Genomic DNA, 22731 nt, shown 5'->3' with positions numbered 1-22731 from the left:
TCCTCAGTAAACGTCCTGCTGGTAGCGGTGGCTGCGCTCCAGCGCCGCGACCTGCGCCTCGGCGTCGGCGGCGCTGAGGCCCTTCGCGCTCTGGTACGCGCCCACCACGGCGGCGCGCACGTCCTTGGCCATGGCCTTGGCATCGCCGCAGACGTAGAGATGCGCGCCCCCGTCCAGCCAGGAGACCAACTCCTGCGCGTGCTGGGTGATCCGGTCCTGAACGTAGACCTTCTCCGGCTGGTCCCGCGAGAAGGCCACGTCGATCTTCGTGAGCGACCCGTCCTCCAGGGCGTCCTGCCACTCGAGCTGGTACAGGAAGTCGTGGGTGAAGTGCCGGTCGCCGAAGAACAGCCACGAGCGCCCCGGGGCCTCCACGGCCCGGCGCTCCTGCACGAAGGCGCGGAACGGCGCGACGCCGGTGCCCGGGCCGACCATGATGATGTCGGTGGCCGGATCCTGCGGCAGGCGGAAGTGGCGGTTCGGCTTCAGCCGCACCCGCAGCTTGGCGCCGTCGCGGATGCGGTCGGCGACGTGGACCGAGGCGACGCCCGAGCGGGCGCGGCCGTGGGTCTCGTAGCGCACCGCCGCGATCGCGAGGTGGACCTCGTCGCCCACTTCCTTGCGCGAGGAGGCGATCGAGTAGGCCCGCGGCGGCAGCGGCCGGGTGATCGTATTCACGTGCTCGGCGGTGAGCTTCGCCGGGTAGGTCTCCAGCAGGTCGATCAGGTGGCGGCCCTCGATCCAGGCCTTGGCCTCGCCGCTGTCGATGAGCGTCTGCGCCTCCGCGTGGCCGGTCGCCTTCACGAAGCGCTCGATCGTGGCGGCCGACAGCGTGGTGATGTCCCGCTCGGCGAGCAGCGCCCGGCGCAGGGCCTCGTCGCCGGAGAGCCCGGCGGCGTTCAGGATCTCGTCCACGAGCTGCGGGTCGTTCTCGGGATAGATCTCCAGCGAATCGCCGGGCTCGTAGGCCGGCGCGCCGTCCTCGAAGGCGAGCGCGAGGTGGATCGTCTCCTTGTCGGAGCGCGACGAGTTGAGGTTCACGTGCTCGACGACCTCGACCACGACGGGCTCGCGGCTCGGCTCGGCGTCGTCGTCCTCGCCGGCGCCGGCGCGGGCGAAGTCCACCGCCACGACGTTGTCGGGCTGCTCGGCCGGGGCGAGCGCCTTCAGCGCGCCCTTGATCCAGTCGGCGGCGGGCTTCTCGAAATCGAGGTCGAGGTCGGCCCGCTCGGCGGCGCGCTTGGCGCCGAGCGCCTCGAAGCGCGCGTCGAGCGCCTTCCCGATGGCGCAGAACTCCGCGTAGGACGTGTCGCCGAGCGACAGGACCGCGAACTCGACGCCGTCGAGGCGCGGGGCGCCCTCCCCCATCAGCTCGCCGTAGGCCCGCACGGCCCGGGCCGGCGGCTCGCCCTCGCCCCAGGTGGCCGCGATGGCGATCAGCTTGCCGGCCTTGGGCAGGGTCGCGACGTCGAGGTCGGCGAAGTCCACCACCTTCGGCTTGAAGCCCTGCTTGCGTGCGAGCTTGGCGACGTTGCCGGCGAGCGCCTCGGAGTTCCCCGATTCGCTGGCGTAGATCACCGTCAGCGGCGCGGCGGCCTTGGGCGGGGCGGCCGGCACCGCGGCCGGCTGGCCGCCCGCGGCGTCGAGGCCCGCCAGGAAGCCGGCGAGCCAGGCGCGCTGCGTGGGGCTCGCGGTGCCGAGCACCGCGTCGAGGCTGGCGCGCTCGCCGTCCCCGAACGGGGCGGTGCGCGGGAGGAGATTCTGGCGGGACATCACGGGACCATGTCGGGGCCGGCGCGGCCGGTGTCAATCGAGAAACGTTCGTTTTGCAGAACGGGCGGCGTATAGGACATCACGTTCGCTGCACTGCGAAAAAAGAGAATATCATTCTCCAACCACGGCGAGGACGGGGGCCGTCCCCGGCAGGTGCCGCCCGTTCTTCGGAGGCGCCGGCAGCGGCAGGGCCGTGGTGGATTTCACCTTCTCCATCGCGAAGCGGGAGGTGACGTTCTTGAGCGGCAGCACCGCGATGAGGTGCTTGTAGAAGCTGTCATAGGCCTGCATGTCGGCGACGACGACCCGCAGCATGTAGTCCACGTCGCCGGCCATCCGGTAGAACTCCAGCACCTCCGGCATGGCCGAGACGGTTGCGGCGAAGCGCTGCAGCCACTCCTGGGAATGGTCCGCGGTCTCGATGGAGACGAACACGGTCAGCCCGAGGCCCAGCTTCACCGGATCGAGCACCGCCACGCGCCGGTCGATGACCCCGTCGGCCTCCAACTTCTGGATGCGCTTCCAGCACGGGGTCTGCGACAGGCCCACGCGCTCGCCGATCGCCGCGATGGAGAGCGTGGCGTCCGTCTGCAGCAGGGCGAGAATCTTCAGATCGATCGCGTCCAAAGCTGTCTCCGTGGGCTTCCGCCGCGCGCGGGGCGCGAGCGCATATACGTGTCTACCGGGACCAGTGAGAAGAATCTTTTACCTCGGGCCCATGCTGCCCGCGCCGGAAGCTGTGCGCAACCGCACGCCGAACCACCGGTCTGACCCCGCCAAGCGCGCCGGGGCGCCTTGACTTCGTTCGGTATAGCGAACATTTCGACCGTTCGACAACAGGCACGGCGCTGGCCGTGGCCTTTCCACCACGCGAACCCCGGGACATGGCGCGATGACCCGTCCGGACCGACAGGCGGCCGACTCCCTCGCGGAGCGGCTGTCCGGGCTCGACCTTCCAGGCCGCCTCCACCTGATCGCCGCCGAGATCCCCGGCCGCCTCGTCTTCACGACGAGCCTCGGCGTCGAGGACCAGGCGCTCACCCACGCGCTGGCCATGGCGGGCCTCGCGAAGGGTCGCGTCGAGATCGTCACCCTCGATACCGGCCGCCTCTTCGCCGAGACCTACGACACGTGGACCGAGACCGAGTCGGCCTACGGCATCCGAATCACCGCCTACGCCCCCGAACGCGCGGCCGCCGAGGATTTCGTGCGGAGCGAGGGCATCAACGGCTTCCGGCGCTCGGTGGCGGCCCGTCAGGCCTGCTGCGGCTTCCGCAAGGTCGAGCCGCTCGGCCGCGCGCTCGCCGGCGCGAGCGGCTGGCTCACCGGGCTGCGGGCCGGCCAGTCGGCCAACCGCGCCGAGACGCCGCTCGCCGCCTTCGACGCGGAGCGCGGCCTGATCAAGCTGAACCCGCTGGCCGACTGGTCGCGGGAGCAGGTCGACCGCTTCGTGCGCGACAATTTCGTGCCCTACAACGTCCTGCACGATCGCGGCTTCCCGTCGATCGGCTGCGCCCCCTGCACCCGCGCCGTGAAGCTCGGCGAGCCCGAGCGGGCCGGCCGGTGGTGGTGGGAGCAGGAAGACAAGAAGGAGTGCGGCCTGCACGTCGGACGCCCCGGTGCGGCCGTGCAGCCGGGCCAAGAGCCCGCGATCCTCGAGCCCGCCGCCTTCGAGACCACCCCGAATCAGACAGCCCGCCAGCCGGAGTTCGCCCGATGAGCGCCGCCCTCGCCGCCGCCGTGCAGCCGAGCGCCCCCACGCCCGCACCGACCGCCGCCGACCGCCTCAGCCATCTCAAGCGGCTGGAGGCCGAGAGCATCCACATCTTCCGGGAGACGGTCGCCGAGACCGAGAACCCGGTGATGCTCTACTCGATCGGCAAGGATTCTTCGGTGCTGCTGCACCTCGCCCTCAAGGCCTTCGCGCCCGGGCGGCTGCCGTTCCCGCTGCTCCACGTCGACACGACGTGGAAGTTCCGCGAGATGATCGCCTTCCGCGACGCCCGCGCCAAGGAGCTCGGCCTCGACCTCCTGGTCCACACCAACCCGGACGGGCTCGCCCGCGGTGTCGGGCCGGTGAGCCACGGCTCCGAGGTCCACACCGACGTGATGAAGACGCAGGCTTTGCGGCAGGCGCTCGACAAGCACAAGTTCGACGCGGCCTTCGGCGGCGCCCGCCGCGACGAGGAGGCGAGCCGCGCCAAGGAGCGGATCATCTCCCTGCGCACCGCGCAGCACCGCTGGGACCCGAAGCGCCAGCGCGCCGAGCCCTGGCACCTCTACAATCTTAAGAAGAAGCGCGGCGAGTCCCTGCGCGTCTTCCCGCTGTCGAACTGGACCGAGCTCGACATCTGGCTCTACATCGAGCAGGAAAATATTCCGATCGTGCCGCTCTACTTCGCCAAGGAGCGGCCGGTGGTCGAGCGCGAGGGCCAGCTCATCATGGTCGATGACGAGCGGCTGCCGCTCGCGCCCGGCGAGACCCCGCAGCAGCGCCTCGTCCGCTTCCGCACCCTCGGCTGCTACCCGCTCACCGGCGCGGTGGAGAGCGACGCGGCCTCGCTCCCCGAGATCATCGGCGAGACGCTGGCGGCGCGCACCTCGGAGCGCCAGGGCCGGGTGATCGACAAGGACGGGGCCGGCGCCATGGAGCGCAAGAAGCAGGAGGGCTATTTCTGATGACGCTCCACCAGGCTCCCACGGCCTTCACCGACCGGGCCTCCGGCTACGCGGCGTTCCTGACCGCCCACCGCAACAAGGCGGTGCTGCGCTTCATCGCCTGCGGCTCGGTGGATGACGGCAAGTCGACCCTGATCGGGCGGCTCCTGCACGACACCAAGCAGATCTTCGACGACCAGATCTCGGCGCTCCAGCGCGACTCGCGCAAGCACGGGACGCAGGGGCAGGAGATGGACCTCGCGCTGCTCGTCGACGGCCTCCAGGCCGAGCGCGAGCAGGGCATCACCATCGACGTCGCCTACCGGTTCTTCTCCACCGACAAGCGCTCCTTCATCGTGGCCGACACCCCCGGCCACGAGCAGTACACCCGCAACATGGCCACCGGCGCCTCGACGGCCGACGTGGCGGTGATCCTGGTCGACGCCCGCCAGGGCCTGACCCGGCAGACGCGGCGCCACGCGCTGCTCGTGTCGAATCTCGGGATCCGCCGCGTCGTGCTGGCGGTGAACAAGATGGACCTCGCCGGCTGGGCGCAGGGCACCTTCGACGGCATCGTGTCGGGGTTCTCGGACTTCGCCCGCGGGCTGAATTTCTCCGAGGTCAAGGCGATCCCGCTCTCGGCCAAGAACGGCGACAACGTCGTGGACGCGGGCGTCGCGGCACCCTGGTACACGGGCGGCACCCTGCTCCATTACCTCGAGACCGTGCCGGTCCGCGCGGAGGCGCTGAACGCGCCGTTCCGGATGGCGGTGCAGTGGGTCAACCGGCCCAATTCCGAGTTCCGCGGCTACAGCGGCCGGATCGCCAGCGGCCGGGTGCGGCCGGGCGATTCGGTGACGGTGCAGCCCTCCGGCCGGACCTCCACGGTGGCGCGGATCTACACCGCCGACGGCGACCTGCCCGAGGCCGGCGAGGACGAGTCGGTGACCCTGGTGCTGGCCGACCAGATCGACGCCTCCCGCGGGCAGGTGATCGTGGCCACCGACGCGCCGATGCGGGTCACCGAGACCCTCGACGCGCGCCTGTTCTGGGCGGCCGAGACCGATCTCAGCCCGGGCGCGAGCCTGCTCGCCAAGATCGGCACCGCCACGGTCACCGCGACAGTGGAGCGGATCGCCTCGCGGATCGATCCGGAGACCGGCCAGCCCGGCCCGGCCGAGCGCCTGTCGGCGAACGACATCGCCGACGTGAGCCTGCGCTTCGACCGGCCGGTGGCGGTGGACCCGTACGCGGAGAACCGCGAGACCGGCAGCCTGATCCTGATCGACCGCGAGACCACCGACACGGCGGCCCTCGGGCTGGTCCTGGCGCCGAGGGCGGAGGCCGCGCAGGCGGCGACGCCCGGTGCGAAGCCCGCGGACGGGGGCGGCTTCCTCGCCCGTCTCGGTCGCCTGTTCGGGCGCTGAGGACGGTCCCAGCACCCTGGCCGTCTCAGGTGATGGCCGCGACAGGGCCGTCCTTGCGAGCGGAGCGAAGCAATCCAGCCGGCGCGACGACTCCCGCCGTCGCGCTACCCTGGGTCACTTCGCTGCGCTCGTGATGACGGTGCGGGACGCGCCGATCGGACGACGGATCAGACCAGCCTGAAGCGCAGCTCACCGAGCCCTTCCAGCTCGGATACGACCTCGTCGCCGGGTTTCAGCCACGCGCGGTCCTTGCGCGGGATCTTCTCGCCGAAGATCACCCCCTGCGGGGTCCCGGTGTAGAAGATGTCCCCCGGCTTCAGGGTCATCACCTTCGACGCGAAGCTGATCAGCTGGCGGCAGTTGAAGATCATGTCGTCGGTGCTCCAGTCCTGGCGCACCCGGCCGTTGACCAGCGTCTTGAGCTTGAGGTTGTTCGGGTCCTTCACCCGGTCGGCGGTCACCAGGTAGGGGCCGAGCGGCGCGAACCCGTCCGAGGTCTTGCCGATCATGAACTGCGAGGTCAGCGTCTGGAGGTCCCGGGCGCTGAAATCGTTGCCCGTGCAGTAGCCGGCGAGATAATCGAGGGCGTCCGCCTCGGACACGTTCCGGCACTCGCGGCCGAACACCATCACCAGCTCGGTCTCGTAGTCGAATTCCCGCGCCGCCTGAGTCGGCAGCGCGATCGTGCCGCCGTGGTGGTTCAGGGCGTTGTTGTACTTGTTGAACAGCGGCGGGTCCTTGGGGATCGGCGTGCCGGTCTCCTCCGCGTGGTGGCGGTAGTTGAAGCCCATCATGATGATCTTCTCGGGCCGCGTGACCACCGGCGCGTAGGCGACGCCGGCTTCCGCCAGCACGAAGCGCCCGTCGGGCGCGGCCTCGACCGCGTCGATCAGGGCGCGCAGGGCCGGGCCGCGCCCGTTCTGGAGAAGGTCGTCCATGTCTGCGGGGACCGGCATCCCGAGCGCCCGGCCGGCGGCCTCGACGTCGAGAACGCCGTCCTTGGTCTTCACGCCCAGGGCGTAGCCGTCGCCGCGGCGCATGTTGAGGAGGACCATGTCGCGGGGCATGCCGAAGGGCGGCGCCCCCGTCGGCGTGGATTTCGGAGCCGCCGTGCGCTCCTCGGCGGCCCGGGCCGGCGCCGCGGCGGCGGCGGCGAGGCCCGCGGCCGTGGCGGTCAGGAATTCGCGTCGGTTGCCCATGCTGGCTCTCCTCCGGTCGGCCCGTCTGGTCGCGGGCGTGATCCGGGCGGGAGCCTGCACGGCCGGCGCCGCCGCCGCCAGGACCCGGGCGGGCGCCGGGTGACGGCTCAGGCCGCCTGTGAGGCGACGCCGAGTCCCCAGGCCCGCGCCAGCAGCGCGTAGGAGTCGTGGCGCGCCGCCTGGTCGGGGATCGCCGAGACGATCATCAGCTCGTCGGCTTGCGTGCGCCGGACCATCTCGGCGAGCCGGGCCCGCAGGGTCTCGGGGCCGCCCACGTGCAGGCGGTCGCGGCCGCGCTCGATCTGCACCCGCTCGCCGTCGGAATACGGGTAGTCCAGCGCCTCGGCGAGGCTCGGCAGAGGCCGGTACTCGCCGCGCTCCCGACGCAGCGTCGCGAGCCGCGCGCTGGAGGCGAGGCGCTCGGCCTCCGCGTCCGTGGCGGCGCAGATCGCCGCCACCGCCAGGATCGCGTGGGGCTTCGCGCCGAGCCGCGTCGGCCGGAACCGGGTCCGGTAGTCCAGCATCGGCGGCTCCGCGGGCATCCCGGAGAAGTGCTGCGCGAAGCCGAAGCCGCAGCCGATCTCGCCGGCGAGGCGGGCGCTGTAGTCGGAGGAGCCGAGCAGGAAGATCGGCGGCAGCGGCACCCCCGCGGGGCTCGCCTCGATCCGCGCGAACGGGTGCCCCTCCGGGAAGCCGCCGTCCCAGAACAGCAGCTCCTGCAGGCGGTCGAGGAAGTCGTCCCCGCCCTCCCCCGGCGCTTCCCGGCGGCGCAGCGCCCGCGCGGTGAGGCCGTCGGTGCCGGGCGCGCGCCCCAGACCGAGGTCGATCCGGCCCGGGAACAGGGCCTCCAGCACCCGGAAGCGCTCGGCCACCATCAGCGGCGCGTGGTTCGGCAGCATGATGCCGCCCGAGCCGACCCGGAGGTTGCGGGTCGCGGCGGCGATCTGGCCGATCATGATCTCGGGTGCCGGGCTCGCCACGTTGGGGAGCGCGTGGTGCTCGGCGAGCCAGTAGCGCCGGTAGCCGAGGTTATCGACGTGGCGGGCGAGGGCCAGCGTGTCGTGCAGCGCCCGCGCCGGGGTCGAGTCGGCGCTGACGAAGGAGAGGTCGAGGACGGAGAGCGGGGTCATGCCGGGTGAGATGGGGGTCTGGGCCGGCCGGTGCGAGGGCAGTTCGTCAGGACGGGGGCTCCTGAGCTTCTTCCGTGGTATCGCCTGGATAGACCGCCTCGAAATCGCGGCCGCCATAGAAGATATTGAGGATCCTCACGGATCCACGTTCCACGCGATAGGCGATCACAGCCGATCTCTCGAACGCCACCGTTCGCAAGCCTTCCAAGAGATCGTCACGGGGTCGGCCCGCATGCGGTGCGTGGCCGATTCGGTCGCACCGATCCTTGATCCGCTGCGTGAAGCGCTGCGCCGTCGCGACGTTCTGACTCCGCTGCAAGACCGTTCGGAAGATGCCGGCCAGATCGGCCTGCGCTTGAGGGCGAAACGCAACAGGCAGTCTACGCACGGCGGGTGGCGTGCCGCGCTTCAGCGAACATCCTGTCGAGATCCTCTTGAACCTCTTCGATGCTCAGATCCGGCCGCGGATCGTCCAGGGAACGCTGGATGCGGGCGCGGATGTCATCGAGACGCTCGGCATCCTCGCGTCGCTGGCGCTGCAGGGCGTGCACGGCCTCGTCGAGCAGCGCGTCCACCGAAGCGTACTCACCGGCCTCGACGCTCTCCCGCACGGCGCGGAGCGTGTCCGGTGCCAGGGTGATGCTGATCGTCTCGCCCATCGGCAGGGCCTCTCGTTCCGTCCCGATTCCGAGGATCATAGCAGAAACGTCGCTCCCGCGCGCCGCCGCGGCGTCTCACGCTTGCCGGCTCAGCGTCCCGGGCCTAGGGTCCGCCGCGCCGCGGGGAAGCGGCGCCTGACCGCAAAAATCCGGAGCATCGCACGCCATGGCTCTCCTCGCCGACGTCCTCTCGCGGGTGAAGCCGTCCGCGACCATCGTGATGACCCAGAAGGCCCGGGACCTGAAGGCCTCCGGCGTCGACGTCATCAGCCTGTCGGTGGGTGAGCCCGACTTCGACACGCCCGAGCACATCAAGCAGGCCGCCATCGCGGCGATCCACCGGAACGAGACCCGCTACCCGCCGGTCTCCGGGATCGTGCCCCTGCGCGAGGCGATCGTGCGCAAGTTCAAGCGCGAGAACGGGCTCGACTACAAGGTCTCGCAGACCATCGTGGGCACCGGCGGCAAGCAGGTGCTGTACAACGCGTTCCTCGCCACGCTGAACCCCGGCGACGAGGTGGTGATCCCCCGCCCCTACTGGGTGTCCTACCCGGAGATGGTCGGGCTGTGCGGCGGCACGCCGGTCTTCGCCGACACCGACATGGCCAACGGCTTCAAGCTCCAGGCCGAGGAGCTCGACCGGGTGCTGACCCCGAAGACCAAGTGGATCGTCCTCAACTCGCCGTCGAACCCGTCGGGCGCCGCCTATTCCCGCGCCGAGATGAAGGCGCTCACCGACGTGCTGCTCCGCTACCCGGACGTGCACATCCTCACCGACGACATCTACGAGCACCTCACCTACGGCGACTTCGCGTTCGTCACGCCGGCCCAGGTCGAGCCGCAGCTGATCGAGCGGACGCTGACGATGAACGGCGTCTCGAAGGGCTACGCCATGACCGGCTGGCGCATCGGCTACGCGGCCGGGCCGGAAGCGCTCATCAAGGCGATGGACTTCGTCCAGGGCCAGCAGACCTCCGGCGCCAGCACGATCGCGCAGTGGGCGGCGGTGGCCGCCCTCGACGGGCCGCAGGACCACCTCGCCACGTTCCGGGCAGCCTTCCAGGGCCGGCGCGACCTCGTCGTGTCGATGCTCAACCAGACCAACGGGCTGACCTGCCCGACGCCGGAGGGCGCGTTCTACGTCTACCCGTCCTGCGCGGCGCTGATCGGCAAGCGGACCGAGGCCGGCAAGACCATCGAGACCGACGAGGACTTCGTCATGGAGCTGCTCCAGGCCGAGGGCGTGGCGGCGGTCCACGGCTCGGCCTTCGGCCTGGGCCCGAACCTGCGCATCTCCTACGCGACGTCGAACGCGGTGCTGGAGGAGGCCTGCCGGCGCATCCAGCGCTTCTGCGGCTCGCTGCGGTAGCGGTCCCCAGGTCCCGGAGGGTCCCGTGCCCACGATCGCGGTGATCGCCCCGGGCGCCATGGGCAGCGCCGTCGGGGCCCGGCTCGCCGGGCACGGCGCCCGGGTACTGACCTCCCTGGACGGGCGCGGGGCGGCGAGCCGCGCCCGGGCCGCGGCCGCCGGCATGGCGCATGCCGGGGACGGCGAGCTCGCCGCCGCCGATCTCCTGCTCTCCATCGTGCCGCCCGCCGACGCGGAGGCGCTGGCCCGCCGGCTCGCGCCCGCCCTGGCGGCGGCCCCGCGCAAGCCGGTCTACATCGACGCCAACGCCGTCAGCCCGAAGACGGTCGGGCGCGTCGCCGGGATCGTCGCGGCCACCGGCGCGCCGTTCCTCGACGGCGCGATCCTGGGCCTGCCGCCGAAGCCCGGCGCCAAGGGGCCGCGCGTCTACGTCTCGGGTCCCGAGACGGCCCCGGCCCTGGTCCTGCGCGACCTCGGCCTCGACCTGCGCGTCTGCCCCGGCGCGGTCGGCGCCGCCTCCAGCCTCAAGATGAGCTATGCCGGCCTCAACAAGGGCCTGACGGCGCTCGCCGCGCTCGTGATCGGCGCCGCCGAGCGCGCCGGCGCCGGGGAAGCGCTGCTGGCCGAGCTCGCCGAGAACGAGCCGGCGCTGCTGGCCCGGTTCGCCAGGGGGCTGCCCGACATGGTGCCGAAGGCCTATCGCTGGGCGCCCGAGATGGAGGAGATCGCCGGGTTCCTCGGGCCCGACGCGGCCGGGCGGCAGGTCTTCTCCGGCTACGCCGCGCTCTACCGGCGCCTCGCCGCGGAGGATGGCGCGGACGAGATCGCCGCGCTGACGCGCTTCGCCGCGGCCGCGGCGGAGCACTGATCGCCGCGGGGTCCCGGAAACGGCCCCGCCTCTGTTGCCGGCTCGGCTGTCACCCTCTACACGGGCTGTCCCCAGCGGCCGATGCGCCTGAAGGTTTCGCGAGCCCGCTCGGGCCTGCATGGCGGCGGGGTCGGCAGTGACGGGACGGTCCGGACCAGTTCTCTGGGCCGTTCCTGTGAGGCTCAGTGGGCCGAGTCGCTGCAGGAGTGTCGGGAGCGCGGGGAACAGGAACCGCGGGTCCGGCGCATGGCCCACATGATTTCCCACCCGATTCCGCCCGCGAGACGGGTCGCGGGCGCGGGTCCCTGCCCCGTTCCGGGACAGCGTCGTCCGGGTCCGTTGCGGCTTCGTTCACGCTCCCGCGCGATGATGCGTCCGGGCCGGGGATCCGGTTCCGCGTAACCGCGTTCTCTCGGGCCTGACGACCATGCGAGCCCTGCTCACCAGCGGCATCAAGGCGATCCTCGGCATCGCCGCGCTCTCCACCGCCGCGCACTGGACCCTCCGGGTCCAGCGCGAGTCCGCCGCCCCCGCGGTCGCGACGGCGAGCCTCGCCGAGCCCACCGCGACCGGCTCCATCGAGCCGCGCCGGGTCGAACGGGCCGCCGCGCTGGCGCCCGCGCCGGTCGCCGCGGCGGCGCCTGTTCCCGCTGCGCCCGCGCGCGCCGCCGCGGGGCTCGACCAGTCGCACCTCGCCGCCCTGATCGCCGGCGCGACGCCGCCCAAGCCGAAGCTCGCCAAGGCCGCGACCAAGACGGCCTCCGCCGAGAAGGCCCCCGTTGCCGAGAAGGTCGCGGCGAAGCGCTGAGCCGCCGCCGGCGCGGGCGACCGTGCCGGCTGCATGGTTCCCCTGCGCGCCGGCGAATACCCGCGCGGCGCCGGGCGTGGCAGGGGTTTCAGCCTCTACCGAGATTGGTCAGGCATGAGCACGCAGGTCGCGACCTCCGTCCCCGACGACAGCGCCGCGCCGCGCGCCGCACCGGAGGCCGACCTCGCCGGCCGCCGGCGGATCGTCGGCATCGCCCTGATGTGCGGGGCCGTCGCCTTCTTCGCGAGCCTCGACGCCTGCGGCAAGACCCTGGCCCGGGCCGGCGTCGATCCCCTGGTCACCACCTTCATGCGCTACGCGGCGAGCGTCGCCATGATCTCGCTGTTCATCAACCCGGTACGCACGCCGGGCGTCGTGAAGAGCCGGCGCCTGCCGCTGCAGATCGCGCGCTCCCTGCTGCTCTTCGCCTCCACGGCGCTCAACTTCCTGGCCCTGCGCTACCTGCAGCTCGCCGAGACGATCTCGATCCAGTTCGCCGCGCCGCTCACCGTGGCGCTGCTCGCCGGGCCGCTGCTCGGCGAGTGGTCGTCGCGGGCGCGGCTGGCGGCGATCGGCGTCGGCTTCCTGGGCGTGCTGGTGATCGTGCGGCCCGGTGTCGGCGGGATGCATCCGGCCGCGCTGCTCTGCGTCGCCAACGTCGTGGTCTACGCCTTCTACGCGATCATCACGCGCAAGCTCGCGGCCTACGACTCGACCGCCACGACCATGTTCTACACGGGCCTCGCGGGACTCGCGCTGATGGCCCCGCTCCTGCCGTGGATCTGGACGAGCCCGGCGAGCCTGACCCACTGGGCGCTGCTGTTCGGGGTCGCGCTGTTCGGGACGCTGGGCCACTGGCTGCTGGTGATGGCCCATGCCCGGGCCCCGGCCAACGTGCTGGCGCCGTTCATCTACACGCAGCTGCTGTGGTCGGTGACGCTGGGTTTCCTGCTGTTCGGCGACGTCCCGAGCCGCTGGACGGTCGCGGGCGCCATGATCGTCGTCGGCTCAGGGTTGTACCTCCTGGCGCAGGAGACGATCCGCCGGGAGGCGCGACCGGCCGCCTGAGGCGACCGGCCGGAACCTGTCAGCGGCCGAGGCGCTCCTGGCGCTCCATCCGCTCCTCGCGGCGGTTCTCGCGCGCCCGGCGGGCCGGGTCGGGATCGGTGCCGAGCACGCCGCCGACCGTGCCGGTCGCCGCGCCGACCGCGCCGCCGACGACCCCGCCCACGGGGCCGGCCGCGGCCGTGCCGTCCTCGACGCCGCGCTGGGCGCCGCGCGCCGTGCCCTGGGCCTCCGCGGCGCCCGCGTAGGCCAGCGGCGCGAGGGCGAGGGTCGCGATCAGAAGCTTCTTCATGGGGCTACTCCCGGATGTCTGTCCGAATCGGCTCCGCGCCGCCGCGGCGGGCGGAGGGTGTGTCGGTCAACGGTTCAGACGCCGATTGGTCCCATCCGCGGTCACGGGCGCGTGATCCGCGCTGCCGCTGGCCTCCGGCCGGGGCGGCTGGTAGAGAACCCGTCATGCACGCTTCGCGCGCCCTGCGCGGCCCCGGCCGCCCGATCCGAATTACCGGCCCGGCCTCCGCCTGAGGGCCCGCTCCAGCGCGGCCGCGCGGAGGTCCGGGATCCTCCTGCCGCCCGACCCAATTCCGCCGGCCCGACGCTGCCGGCCCGACCGCCGATGCGAGATCCGATGACCGCCCCCGAGACCGCGCCCGCCCGCGACTATTCCAAGACCCTGTTCCTGCCGCAGACCGAGTTCCCGATGCGCGCCGGCCTGCCGGTGCGCGAGCCGCTCTTCATCGAGCGCTGGAAGCGGATGGACCTCTACGGCAAGCTGCGCGCCCGCGGCCAGGGCCGGCCGAAATTCGTGCTCCACGACGGCCCGCCCTACGCCAACGGCAACATCCACATCGGCACGGCGCTCAACAAGATCCTCAAGGACGTGGTGGTCCGCTCGCAGACCGCGCTCGGCTTCGACGCCAACTACGTCCCGGGCTGGGACTGCCACGGCCTGCCGATCGAGTGGAAGATCGAGGAGCAGTACCGCGCCAAGGGCCGCAACAAGGACGACGTGCCGGTGATCGAGTTCCGGCAGGAATGCCGGACCTTCGCGGCCCAGTGGCTCGACGTGCAGCGCGAGGAGTTCAAGCGGCTCGGCGTCACCGGCGACTGGGACCATCCCTACGCCACCATGGCGTTCCCCGCCGAGGCCGTGATCGCCGACGAGCTGATGAAGTTCTCGATGAGCGGCCAGCTCTATCGCGGCTCCAAGCCGGTGATGTGGTCGGTGGTCGAGAAGACCGCGCTGGCCGAAGCCGAGGTCGAGTACGAGGAGCACGTCAGCGACACGGTGTTCGTCGCCTTCCCGATCCGCTCCGGCGCCGAGGGCGACCTCGCGGCGGCCCGGGTGGTGATCTGGACGACCACGCCCTGGACGATCCCGGGCAACCGCGCCGTCGCGTTCTCCAAAAAAATTGCCTACGGCCTGTACCGGGTGACGGAGGCGCCGGCCGACAACTGGGCGGTGCCCGGCCAGACCTACCTGCTCGCCGACAGCCTCGCCGCCACGGTGTTCAAGGCCGCCCGGGTCGAGGCGTTCGCGCGCGTCGCCGACGTAAGCCCGTCGACGCTCGCCGGCCTGACCCTGGACCACCCGCTGGCCAAGCTCGGCTACGGCTTCGCCGTGCCGATGCTCGACGGCGACCACGTCACCGACGAGTCCGGCACGGGCTTCGTCCACACGGCGCCGAGCCACGGCCGCGAGGATTTCGAGCTCTGGATGGCGAGCGGCCGGCTGCTGCGCGAGCGCGGCATCGACGCGACCATCCCCTACACGGTCGACGCCGACAGCGTGCTCACGGAGGCCGCTCCGGGCTTCACCGGCACCCGCGTGCTCACCGCCAAGGGCGAGAAGGGCGACGCCAACAAGGCGGTCATCGCCGCGCTGACGGAGGCCGGGGCGCTGATCGCCCGCGGGGTGCTGCGCCACCAGTACCCGCATTCCTGGCGGTCCAAGAAGCCGGTGATCTTCCGCAACACGCCGCAATGGTTCATCGCCATGGACCGGCCGGTGGATTCGCTGGGCAACCGGACGCTGCGCGAGGTGGCGCTCCAGGGTATCGACGACACCCAGTGGGTGCCGACCCAGGGCAAGAACCGCATCACCGGCATGGTCGCCAACCGGCCGGACTGGGTGGTCTCGCGCCAGCGCGCCTGGGGCGTTCCGATCACCGTCTTCGTCCACCGGGAGACCGCCGAGATCCTCAAGGACGATGCCGTCAACGCCCGCATCCGCGACGCCTTCGCCGCGGAGGGCGCCGACGCGTGGTTCCGGGACGATGCCGCGCAGCGCTTCCTGGCGCCCGACCACGACCCGGCCGCCTACGAGAAGGTCACCGACGTCCTCGACGTCTGGTTCGATTCCGGATCGACCCACGCCTTCGTGCTCGACGATCCGGAGGCCTTCCCGGGGCTGGCCGGGGTGAAGCGCGTCCGCGACGGCGGCCAGGACCGGGTCATGTACCTGGAGGGCTCCGACCAGCACCGCGGCTGGTTCCAGTCCTCGCTGCTCGAATCCGCCGGCACCCGCGGCCGGGCGCCCTACGACATCGTCCTGACCCACGGCTTCGTGCTCGACGGCAAGGGCCTGAAGATGTCGAAGTCGAAGGGCAACGTCGTCGCGCCCCAGAGCGTCATCAAGGATTCGGGCGCCGACATCCTGCGCCTCTGGGTCGCGGCCTCCGACTACACCGACGACCTGCGCATCGGGCCGGAGATCATCAAGACCTTCGCGGAGACCTACCGGAAGCTCAGGAATTCCCTGCGCTGGATGCTGGGCTCCCTGGCGCACCGGGTCCCGGGCGACGACGTGGCGTACAAGGACATGCCGGAGCTGGAGCGGTTGATCCTGCACCGGCTGGCCGAGCTCGACGGCGAGATCCGTGAGGCCTACGCGGCGTTCGACACCAAGCGGGTGGTGGCGCTGCTCAATGGCTTCATGACCGGCGACCTGTCGTCCTTCTACTTCGACGTGCGCAAGGACGCCCTGTACTGCGATCCGATCTCCTCGGTCCGCCGGCGGGCGGCGCTGCAGGTGATCGACGAGGCCTTCCGCCGGGTGACGATCTGGCTCGCCCCGGTGCTCGCCTTCACCGCCGAGGAGGCGTGGCTCGACCGCTACCCGTCCGAGGACGGCTCGGTGCATCTCCAGACCCTGCCGGAGACCCCGTCCGCATGGCTCGACCCTACCCTCGCGGAGCGCTGGCAAAAAATCCGGCGGGTGCGGCGGGTGGTCACCGGCGCCCTGGAGATCGAGCGCGCGGCCAAGCGCATCGGCGCGAGCCTGGAGGCGGCGCCGACGGTCTACGTGGCCGATCCGGACCTGCTCGCGGCGCTCGAGGGCTGCGACTTCGCCGATACCTGCATCACCTCGGACATCGCCGTTGTGGCGGGCGAGGGCCCGGCCGAGGCCTTCCGCCTCGACGAGGTGCGCGACGTGGCGGTGGTGCCGAGCCCGGCCGCGGGTCGCAAATGTGCCCGCTCCTGGCGGGTCAGCCCGGAGGTGGGCAGCGACCCGGACTACCCGGACGTGACGCCCCGCGACGCCCAGGCCCTGCGCGAGTGGGACGCGGCGCATCCGGAGGCGAGCGCGGCGTGAGGGCGTTCCGCGTCGTCGGCGGCGCCACTCCCTCTCCCCGCCCGCGGGGAGAGGGGGACGCCGGCCCGGGCCGAGTGCGCCGCCCGTGACGCCGTTCCGCGCCGGTCTCCTGGCCCTCGTCCTCACCCTGGTCCTCGATCAGGCCAGCAAGCTCGGCCTCTATTTCGGCACCGACCTCGTGCTGACGCAGCCCTGGCGGCTGGCGCCCTTCGCCGACTTCGTCGTGGTCTGGAACCGGGGCGTCTCCTACGGGCTGTTCCAGCAGGAGGGCGGGATCGGCCGCTGGCTCCTCGTGGCCCTATCGCTGGCCGCCGCCCTCGGCCTCGGGATCTGGATGCGCCGGGCCACGTCGCGGCTCCTCGGGATCGCCCTCGGGCTGATCGTCGGGGGGGCGCTCGGCAACGCCATCGACCGGGCCGCCTACGGCGCCGTCTTCGACTTCGTCCACCTGCATGCCGGCGGCTGGTCCTGGTACGTGTTCAACGTCGCCGACGCGGCGATCGTGGCCGGCGTGATCGGCCTGATCCTCGACAGCCTGTCCCCGGACGGCCGCAGGGGCCGGGCGTCCCCGCCGCAGGGCGACCCGGCGCCGCGCCTGTGATCCCTGCAACACACAGGTCCTCCCGCGTCCCCCTCCTGGCGCGACGCAGTCAAGGCGCCATACGATCGCCGGAAACCGGTCTCAGGCCGGGACCCGTCGGATCGGGCCGCGCCGCGGCCTTCCCAGAGCCGGACGCTCCGTCCGGAACCCGTGAGGCAGCATGACCGGGCATCGCAGGCTTCGTCCCCTCCTCTCCGCCGCGGTGGCCCTGGCTCCGCTCTGCGTCGTCGGTGCCGCGCACGCGCAGGAGCGCGGCGAGTTCATGCGCGACGCCCTGTCGGGCATCGGCCTCCTGGAGAAGCGCCAGGATCCGATCGACTATCACGAGCGGCCGCCGCTGGTGATGCCGCCCAAGATCGACGGCAAGGCCCTGCCGCAGCCGCGGGCGCGCTCCACCAGCACCGCCTGGCCGAAGGATCCCGAGATCGTGGAGCGCGAGCGCGCCGCCGTGGAGCGGCGCAATCCCAAGGGCTCCCAGGCCCAGGGCCGCTACGACGACAACAACGCGACGCTCTCCGTGGAGGAGATGCGCGGCGGCCGCCGTGCCGGCGCGGGCCTGACGACCACCGCCGAGCGCAAGCCCGGCGACAACAACCGCGACGACAGCCTGCTCAGCCCCTTCGAGCTGCTCAAGGGCAAGAGCGCCAACGCCGAGCCCTCCGACATCGAGCCGAGCCGCGACACGCTCACGGACCCGCCGACCGGGTACCGGCAGTCGCCCAAGCAGCTGGCCCGGCCGCCGTCGAGCGACCCGATCAACAACGCCAGCCGCGAGCGCGAGGAGTCGGATCCCCGCGCGTATCTCCGTCAGCGCGCGCAGCAGTGACGGGGGCGCCGTGTCGCCGTTGCAACGGCGCCGCGGCGTGGCAACATGAGATGATCGTCCCGGTGCGGTTCTTGCGCCCCGGTGACCAGGACGGCCCCGATCCGCGCGCGCATCCCGACGCGGGACGCTTCGATCCGGGGCCGGCAGAAGGAAAGCGGAATGCACCTGTTCAGGAAGGCGACGCCCACCCTCTTCCCGCTGCGTCCGGGCTCGCCCTACGGCGGCAGCGCCGGCCGGGGCGAGGCCGCGCCGTTCGGGCGTTCCGAGGCGGGCGGACCGGAAGTGACGGCCTTCACCCTCGACAACGGCCTCGACGTGGTGGTCGTCCCCGACCACCGGGCCCCCGTCGCCACCCACATGATCTGGTACCGCAACGGTTCGGCCGATGATCCGCTCGGCCAGTCGGGCATCGCCCACTTCCTCGAGCACCTGATGTTCAAGGGCACCGAGAAGCACCCGGTCGGGGCCTTCTCCAAGGCGGTGTCGGGCCTGGGCGGCCAGGAGAACGCCTTCACCAGCTACGACTACACCGCCTACTTCCAGCGGGTCGCCCGGGATCACCTCGGCACCATGATGGAATTCGAGGCGGACCGCATGAGCGGCCTCGTCCTCGACGACGCCGTCGTCGCCCCCGAGCGCGACGTCGTGCTGGAGGAGCGGCGCATGCGGGTCGAGACCGACCCCTCCGCCCAGCTCTCCGAGGCGATGGCGGCCGGCCTGTTCGTGCACCATCCCTACGGCATCCCGATCATCGGCTGGATGCACGAGATCGAGGGCCTGAACCGCGAGCACGCGCTGGCCTACTACAAGCGCTTCTACACCCCCGAGAACGCCATCCTGGTGGTGGCCGGCGACGTCACGCCCGACGAGGTCCGGCGCCTCGCCGAGACCACCTACGGCCGCGTGACGCCCCAGGGCGCCCGGCCCGAGCGCCTGCGGGCGCGGGAGCCGGAGCCGAAGGCCCTGCGCCGCGTCGCCGTCGCCGACCCGAAGGTCGAGCAGCCGACCCTGCAGCGCCTCTACCTGACCCCCTCCTGCATCACCGCCCGGGACGGCGGCTGCCACGACCTCGAGCTGCTGGCCGAGGTGCTGGGCGGCGGCTCGACCTCCTACCTCTACCGCAAGCTGGTCATGGAGACCGGCCTCGCGGTGAATGCCGGCGCCTGGTACATGGGCTCGGCGATCGACGACACCCGCTTCTCCGTCTACGCGGTGCCCGCCGAGGGCGTGCCCCTGGAGAAGCTGGAGGAGGCCGTCGACAGGGTGCTGCGCCGCGCCCCCGCGGAGGCCCTGGACGCCGAGGCGATCGAGCGCGCCAAGACCCGCCTCGTGGCCGAGACCGTCTACTCCTCTGACAGCCAGTCGTCGCTGGCACGCATCTACGGCTCGGCGCTGGCGATCGGCGAGACCATCGAGGAGGTCCGCCGCTGGCCGACCGACATCGAGGGGGTGACGCAGGCGCGTCTCAAGGGCGCCGCCGAGCGCTGGCTGACGCCGGCCCGCTCGGTCACCGGCTACCTGACCAAGGCGCAGGATCCCGACGCCCCGGTCGCGATGGCCGCCGAGTAACCCCGGGTGCGTCCCGCCGGGCCCGTGACGGGTCCGGGCGGGGCGCTCTGCCGAACGGGAGCCCTGGCCCGCTCCGCCGTCGCCCGAGATAGAGACACGAGGTTCCCATGAGCTTGGCCGAGACTCTGGTCGAGACCACCGCCCAAACCGTCAGCTCGCCCACCACGGCGCTGCCGGTGACGACCGCCGCCGGCATCGAGGCGTGGCACGTCGAGTCGCCGGTGGTGCCGATGATCGCCCTGGCCTTCACCTTCGAGGGCGGCGCCGCCCAGGACCCGGCCGGCAAGGCCGGCTGCGCGCAGATGCTGGCGCGGCTCCTCGACGAGGGCGCCGGCGACCTGACCTCCGACCTGTTCCAGGAGCGGCTCGCCGCCCGGGCAATCGAGCTGTCGTTCCACGCGGGGGCCGACGCGGTCGGCGGCTCGCTGAAGATGCTGGTCAAGCACGCCGACGAGGGCATCGCGCTCCTCGCCCTGGCGCTGGCCAAGCCCCGCCTCGACCCCGACGCGATCGAGCGCGTCCGCGCCCAGATCATCGCCGGCCTGCGCTACCAGCAGAACGATCCGGGCGTGCTGGCCTCCCGCCGCTTCTTCAAGGAGGCGTTCGCCGGCCATCCCTATGCCCGCCCGTCCTCCGGCACCGTGGAGAGCGTGACGGCGATCACCCGGGACGACCTGCTGGCGATGCACGCCCGCATCATCGGCCGCGGCCGGGTGAAGGTGGCGGCGGTCGGCGCCATCGGCGCCGAGCAGCTCGCCGAGGGCCTGAACCGCGCCTTCGGAACCCTGCCGGAGGCCGGGGCGCTGAAGGCGGTGCCGCGCACCGAAGTGCACGATCTCGGCAAGCGCATCGTCGTCGACCTCGACGTGCCCCAGTCGGTGATCCGGTTCGGCATGGCCGGCGTGCCGTGGCGCGACCCGGACTTCATCCCGGCCTACGTGCTGAACCACATCCTCGGCGGCGGCGCCTTCACGTCCCGCCTGTTCCAGGAGGTGCGCGAGAAGCGCGGGCTGGCCTACTCGGTGGGGACCTCGCTGGTCAGCCACCGGTCGGCCGCGATGACCTGGGGCTACACCGCCACCAAGAACGAGCGCGTCGGCGAGGCCCTGTCGGTGATCGGCGACGAGATCGGCCGGCTGATCACGGACGGCCCGGACGACGACGAGCTGCAGAAGGCCAAGGATTACCTGACCGGCTCCTACGCCCTCGGCTTCGACACCTCGACCAAGATCGCCCACCAGCTGGTGCAGATCGCCTTCGAGGAGCTGGGCATGGACTACATCGCCCGGCGCAACGCGATGGTCTCGGCCGTGACCCAGGCGGATATCCGCCGGGCCGCCGCCCGCACCTTCGCGGACGGCAAGATGCTGGTGGTCGCCGCCGGCCGGCCCGTGGGGCTCTGAGAAGCGGGTCTCGGGACCGCGGTTCGGCGAAATCCGCCGCGCCCGGGTACCGATCGCCGCGTAGCGGCCGCGCCGCCGGTCCGGGGCGCGGCGCCTCTCGGGCGGCGATCGCTGCGGGCCGACCGCGGCGCGGCCCCGGAGGAACGGGTGCCGGCCGCCCGATCCGCGAGCCGCTCGCGAAGCCGCCGCCGCCCCCCACCTGAGGCGCGACGCGGCGAACCCCAGGACCGACATGCAGCTCACCGGCATCCACCACCTCACCGCGGTGACCGCGCGCGCGGCGGAGAACGTCGCCTTCTACACGGGCACGCTCGGCCTGCGGCTCGTGAAGAAGACGGTGAACCAGGACGACGTCTCGGCCTACCACCTCTTCTACGCCGACGGGCTGGCGAGCCCCGGCACCGACATCACCTTCTTCGACTGGCCGGCGCCCCGGGAGCGGCGGGGCTCCGGCAGCATCACCCGCACGCACCTGCGCGTCCCGGGCGAGGGCGCGGTCGCGTGGTGGCACGCGCGCCTGCGCGAGGCCGGGATCGTCGAGGCCGAGCCCGCCGCGCGCGACGGGCGCCTCACCCTCGATTTCGAGGATCCGGAGGGCCAGCGTCTCGCCCTGGTGGACGATGGCGGGACCGGGCCGGAGCATCCCTGGGACGGCTCGCCCGTGCCGGGCGCCTACCAGATCCGCGGCCTCGGCCCGATCCGGCTGTCGGTGCCGGACCCGGCCCGCACCGCCGCCGTGCTGACCGAGGTGCTCGGCCTGCGCCGGGACCGCGCCTTCGAGACGGGCGACGGCCCGGTGGAGGTCTACGCGATGGGACCCGGCGGCCCGGCCGCCGAGCTCCAGCTCCTGGCCGACCGGTCCGCGCCGGCCCGCCAGGGCGCGGGCGCGGTCCACCACGTCGCCTTCCGCATCCCGGACGGGGATTACGAGGCCTGGGCCGACAGGCTCCGGGCGGCGCGGGTGCCGAGCAGCGGGCCTGTGGACCGCTACTACTTCCGCAGCCTCTATTTCCGCGAGCCCAACGGCATCCTGTTCGAGATCGCCACCGACGGGCCGGGTTTCACCGCGGACGAGCCCCTGGAGACCCTGGGCGAGCGCCTGGCCCTGCCGCCGTTCCTGGAGCCGCGCCGGGCCGAGATCGAGGCCGGGCTCGCGCCGCTCCGGCCCGCCGCCCCCGTCTGAGGGCGGCGCGGGGCCGGCTCTGCGGCAACCCTCCCATGTCCGGAACGGCGCTGCGGAGCGTCCGCGAAGACGCTAAATCTTCGAACGATTCCAGGCCGTTCACTTCTTTCGCCAGTGTGATCCCGGCACGCCTTGACGGACGTGCTGCAACTGCGAAAGAAGCGGCGCGCGTGTGTTTGCAACCGGATCCGGGCGGGTTCCCTGCCGAGGATCCACCCCCGCCCGAGCGGGGCGGCGGGGATCCCCCGCACCACGGGCCCCGAATCGTCGGGGCCGTGTGCCGAGCGTCAGAGGATTCGAGGACTGATCCGTCGATGAGCAAGTTCTACGAGGAGCGCGTTCTGTCGGTCCACCACTGGACCGACAACCTGTTCTCGTTCCGCACGACGCGGGATCCGGCGTTCCGGTTCCGCAACGGCGAGTTCACCATGATCGGGCTGGAGGTCGAGGGCCGGCCGCTCTTGCGCGCCTACTCGGTGGTCTCGGCCAACTACGAGGAGGAGCTGGAGTTCTTCTCGATCAAGGTCCAGGACGGCCCGCTGACCTCGAAGCTGCAGCACCTGAAGGTCGGCGACCCGATCATCGTCGGCAAGAAGCC

General features: G+C 72.2%; 21 protein-coding genes. 14 read left to right on the top strand and 7 right to left on the bottom strand.

The genetic code is table 11. The features are described from left to right. Window positions 1-3: 3 nt before the first annotated feature. Both BM314_RS11815 and BM314_RS11810 read right to left on the bottom strand, forming a co-directional pair. Window positions 4-1773, bottom strand: coding sequence for a diflavin oxidoreductase (locus BM314_RS11815; protein WP_091978244.1), 1770 nt, complete (start codon window positions 1771-1773; stop codon window positions 4-6). Window positions 1774-1884: 111 nt separating this feature from the next. Further along, entirely contained in the window at window positions 1885-2400 is a 516-nt protein-coding gene (locus BM314_RS11810; RefSeq protein WP_010686224.1) for an Lrp/AsnC family transcriptional regulator, read from the bottom strand. Window positions 2401-2665: 265 nt separating this feature from the next. Here BM314_RS11810 and BM314_RS11805 point away from each other — a divergent pair, with 265 nt between their 5' ends. From BM314_RS11805 to cysN, 3 genes are read left to right on the top strand one after another with little or no spacing between them, the layout of a single operon-like run. Continuing rightward, the gene (locus BM314_RS11805) at window positions 2666-3493 is read left to right on the top strand and encodes a phosphoadenylyl-sulfate reductase (protein WP_020093186.1); all 828 of its coding nucleotides are present in this window, start codon (window positions 2666-2668) and stop codon (window positions 3491-3493) included. Beyond that, entirely contained in the window at window positions 3490-4452 is a 963-nt protein-coding gene (cysD, locus tag BM314_RS11800) for a sulfate adenylyltransferase subunit CysD (protein ID WP_091926378.1), read from the top strand. The genes BM314_RS11805 and cysD overlap by 4 nt, the downstream gene beginning before the upstream one ends. Further along, a complete protein-coding gene (cysN, locus tag BM314_RS11795; protein WP_091978243.1) occupies window positions 4452-5858 on the top strand; it encodes a sulfate adenylyltransferase subunit CysN in 1407 nt (468 codons plus the stop codon). The genes cysD and cysN overlap by 1 nt, the downstream gene beginning before the upstream one ends. A 167-nt stretch (window positions 5859-6025) precedes the next feature. Here cysN and BM314_RS11790 read toward each other — a convergent pair whose 3' ends face one another. The 4 genes from BM314_RS11790 to BM314_RS11775 all read right to left on the bottom strand — a co-directional run bounded on the left by BM314_RS11790 (window position 6026) and on the right by BM314_RS11775 (window position 8852). Next, window positions 6026-7057 (bottom strand): fumarylacetoacetate hydrolase family protein, encoded by a 1032-nt coding sequence (locus BM314_RS11790; protein ID WP_091978242.1) that lies wholly within the window; start codon window positions 7055-7057, stop codon window positions 6026-6028. A gap of 107 nt (window positions 7058-7164) precedes the next feature. Next, complete coding sequence (locus BM314_RS11785; RefSeq protein ID WP_091978241.1) at window positions 7165-8187, bottom strand: LLM class flavin-dependent oxidoreductase; 1023 nt, start codon at window positions 8185-8187, stop codon at window positions 7165-7167. A gap of 46 nt (window positions 8188-8233) precedes the next feature. After that, window positions 8234-8575 (bottom strand): type II toxin-antitoxin system RelE/ParE family toxin, encoded by a 342-nt coding sequence (locus BM314_RS11780; RefSeq protein WP_026604932.1) that lies wholly within the window; start codon window positions 8573-8575, stop codon window positions 8234-8236. Next, entirely contained in the window at window positions 8568-8852 is a 285-nt protein-coding gene (locus tag BM314_RS11775) for a ribbon-helix-helix domain-containing protein (protein WP_091978330.1), read from the bottom strand. The genes BM314_RS11780 and BM314_RS11775 overlap by 8 nt, the downstream gene beginning before the upstream one ends. A gap of 160 nt (window positions 8853-9012) precedes the next feature. Between BM314_RS11775 and BM314_RS11770 the strand changes: the two genes are divergently transcribed. The 4 genes from BM314_RS11770 to BM314_RS11755 all read left to right on the top strand — a co-directional run bounded on the left by BM314_RS11770 (window position 9013) and on the right by BM314_RS11755 (window position 12959). Next, window positions 9013-10215 carry a pyridoxal phosphate-dependent aminotransferase gene (locus tag BM314_RS11770; protein WP_020093181.1) on the top strand — a complete coding sequence of 401 codons (1203 nt, stop codon included), beginning with the start codon at window positions 9013-9015 and terminating at the stop codon, window positions 10213-10215. A gap of 25 nt (window positions 10216-10240) precedes the next feature. Further along, entirely contained in the window at window positions 10241-11083 is an 843-nt protein-coding gene (locus BM314_RS11765; protein WP_091978240.1) for an NAD(P)-dependent oxidoreductase, read from the top strand. Window positions 11084-11510: 427 nt separating this feature from the next. Further along, the gene (locus BM314_RS11760; RefSeq protein ID WP_091978239.1) at window positions 11511-11891 is read left to right on the top strand and encodes a hypothetical protein; all 381 of its coding nucleotides are present in this window, start codon (window positions 11511-11513) and stop codon (window positions 11889-11891) included. 114 nt (window positions 11892-12005) lie between these two features. After that, window positions 12006-12959, top strand: a complete 954-nt coding sequence (locus BM314_RS11755; RefSeq protein WP_056523381.1) for a DMT family transporter — start codon at window positions 12006-12008, stop codon at window positions 12957-12959. A gap of 19 nt (window positions 12960-12978) precedes the next feature. On the opposite strand, the gene BM314_RS11750 is transcribed toward BM314_RS11755, so the two are convergent. Continuing rightward, entirely contained in the window at window positions 12979-13248 is a 270-nt protein-coding gene (locus BM314_RS11750) for a hypothetical protein (protein ID WP_012318778.1), read from the bottom strand. Between the two features lie 336 nt (window positions 13249-13584). On the opposite strand from BM314_RS11750, the gene ileS reads away from it, so the two are divergent. From ileS to BM314_RS11715, 7 genes are all read left to right on the top strand, one after another. Next, window positions 13585-16551, top strand: coding sequence for an isoleucine--tRNA ligase (ileS, locus tag BM314_RS11745; RefSeq protein WP_091978238.1), 2967 nt, complete (start codon window positions 13585-13587; stop codon window positions 16549-16551). Between the two features lie 85 nt (window positions 16552-16636). After that, window positions 16637-17152 (top strand): signal peptidase II, encoded by a 516-nt coding sequence (lspA, locus tag BM314_RS11740; RefSeq protein ID WP_020093176.1) that lies wholly within the window; start codon window positions 16637-16639, stop codon window positions 17150-17152. A 160-nt stretch (window positions 17153-17312) separates the two neighbouring features. Further along, the gene (locus BM314_RS11735) at window positions 17313-17978 is read left to right on the top strand and encodes a hypothetical protein (RefSeq protein ID WP_020093175.1); all 666 of its coding nucleotides are present in this window, start codon (window positions 17313-17315) and stop codon (window positions 17976-17978) included. A gap of 159 nt (window positions 17979-18137) precedes the next feature. Next, on the top strand, window positions 18138-19547 hold the full coding sequence (locus BM314_RS11730) for a M16 family metallopeptidase (RefSeq protein WP_020093174.1): 1410 nt from the start codon (window positions 18138-18140) through the stop codon (window positions 19545-19547). 107 nt (window positions 19548-19654) lie between these two features. Beyond that, window positions 19655-20950, top strand: a complete 1296-nt coding sequence (locus BM314_RS11725) for a M16 family metallopeptidase (RefSeq protein ID WP_020093173.1) — start codon at window positions 19655-19657, stop codon at window positions 20948-20950. Between the two features lie 232 nt (window positions 20951-21182). After that, entirely contained in the window at window positions 21183-22133 is a 951-nt protein-coding gene (locus BM314_RS11720; protein ID WP_091978237.1) for a ring-cleaving dioxygenase, read from the top strand. Window positions 22134-22447: 314 nt separating this feature from the next. Further along, the coding region (locus tag BM314_RS11715; RefSeq protein WP_244539920.1) for an FAD-binding oxidoreductase at window positions 22448-22731 on the top strand (284 nt) is incomplete at its 3' end.

The sequence above is a fragment of the Methylobacterium sp. 13MFTsu3.1M2 genome (genome assembly GCF_900112625.1).
In the GTDB taxonomy this organism is placed as follows: Bacteria; Pseudomonadota; Alphaproteobacteria; order Rhizobiales; family Beijerinckiaceae; genus Methylobacterium.
The sequence above is the reverse complement of the archived record's forward strand: the minus strand, read 5'-3'. Positions and strand labels throughout refer to the sequence as shown.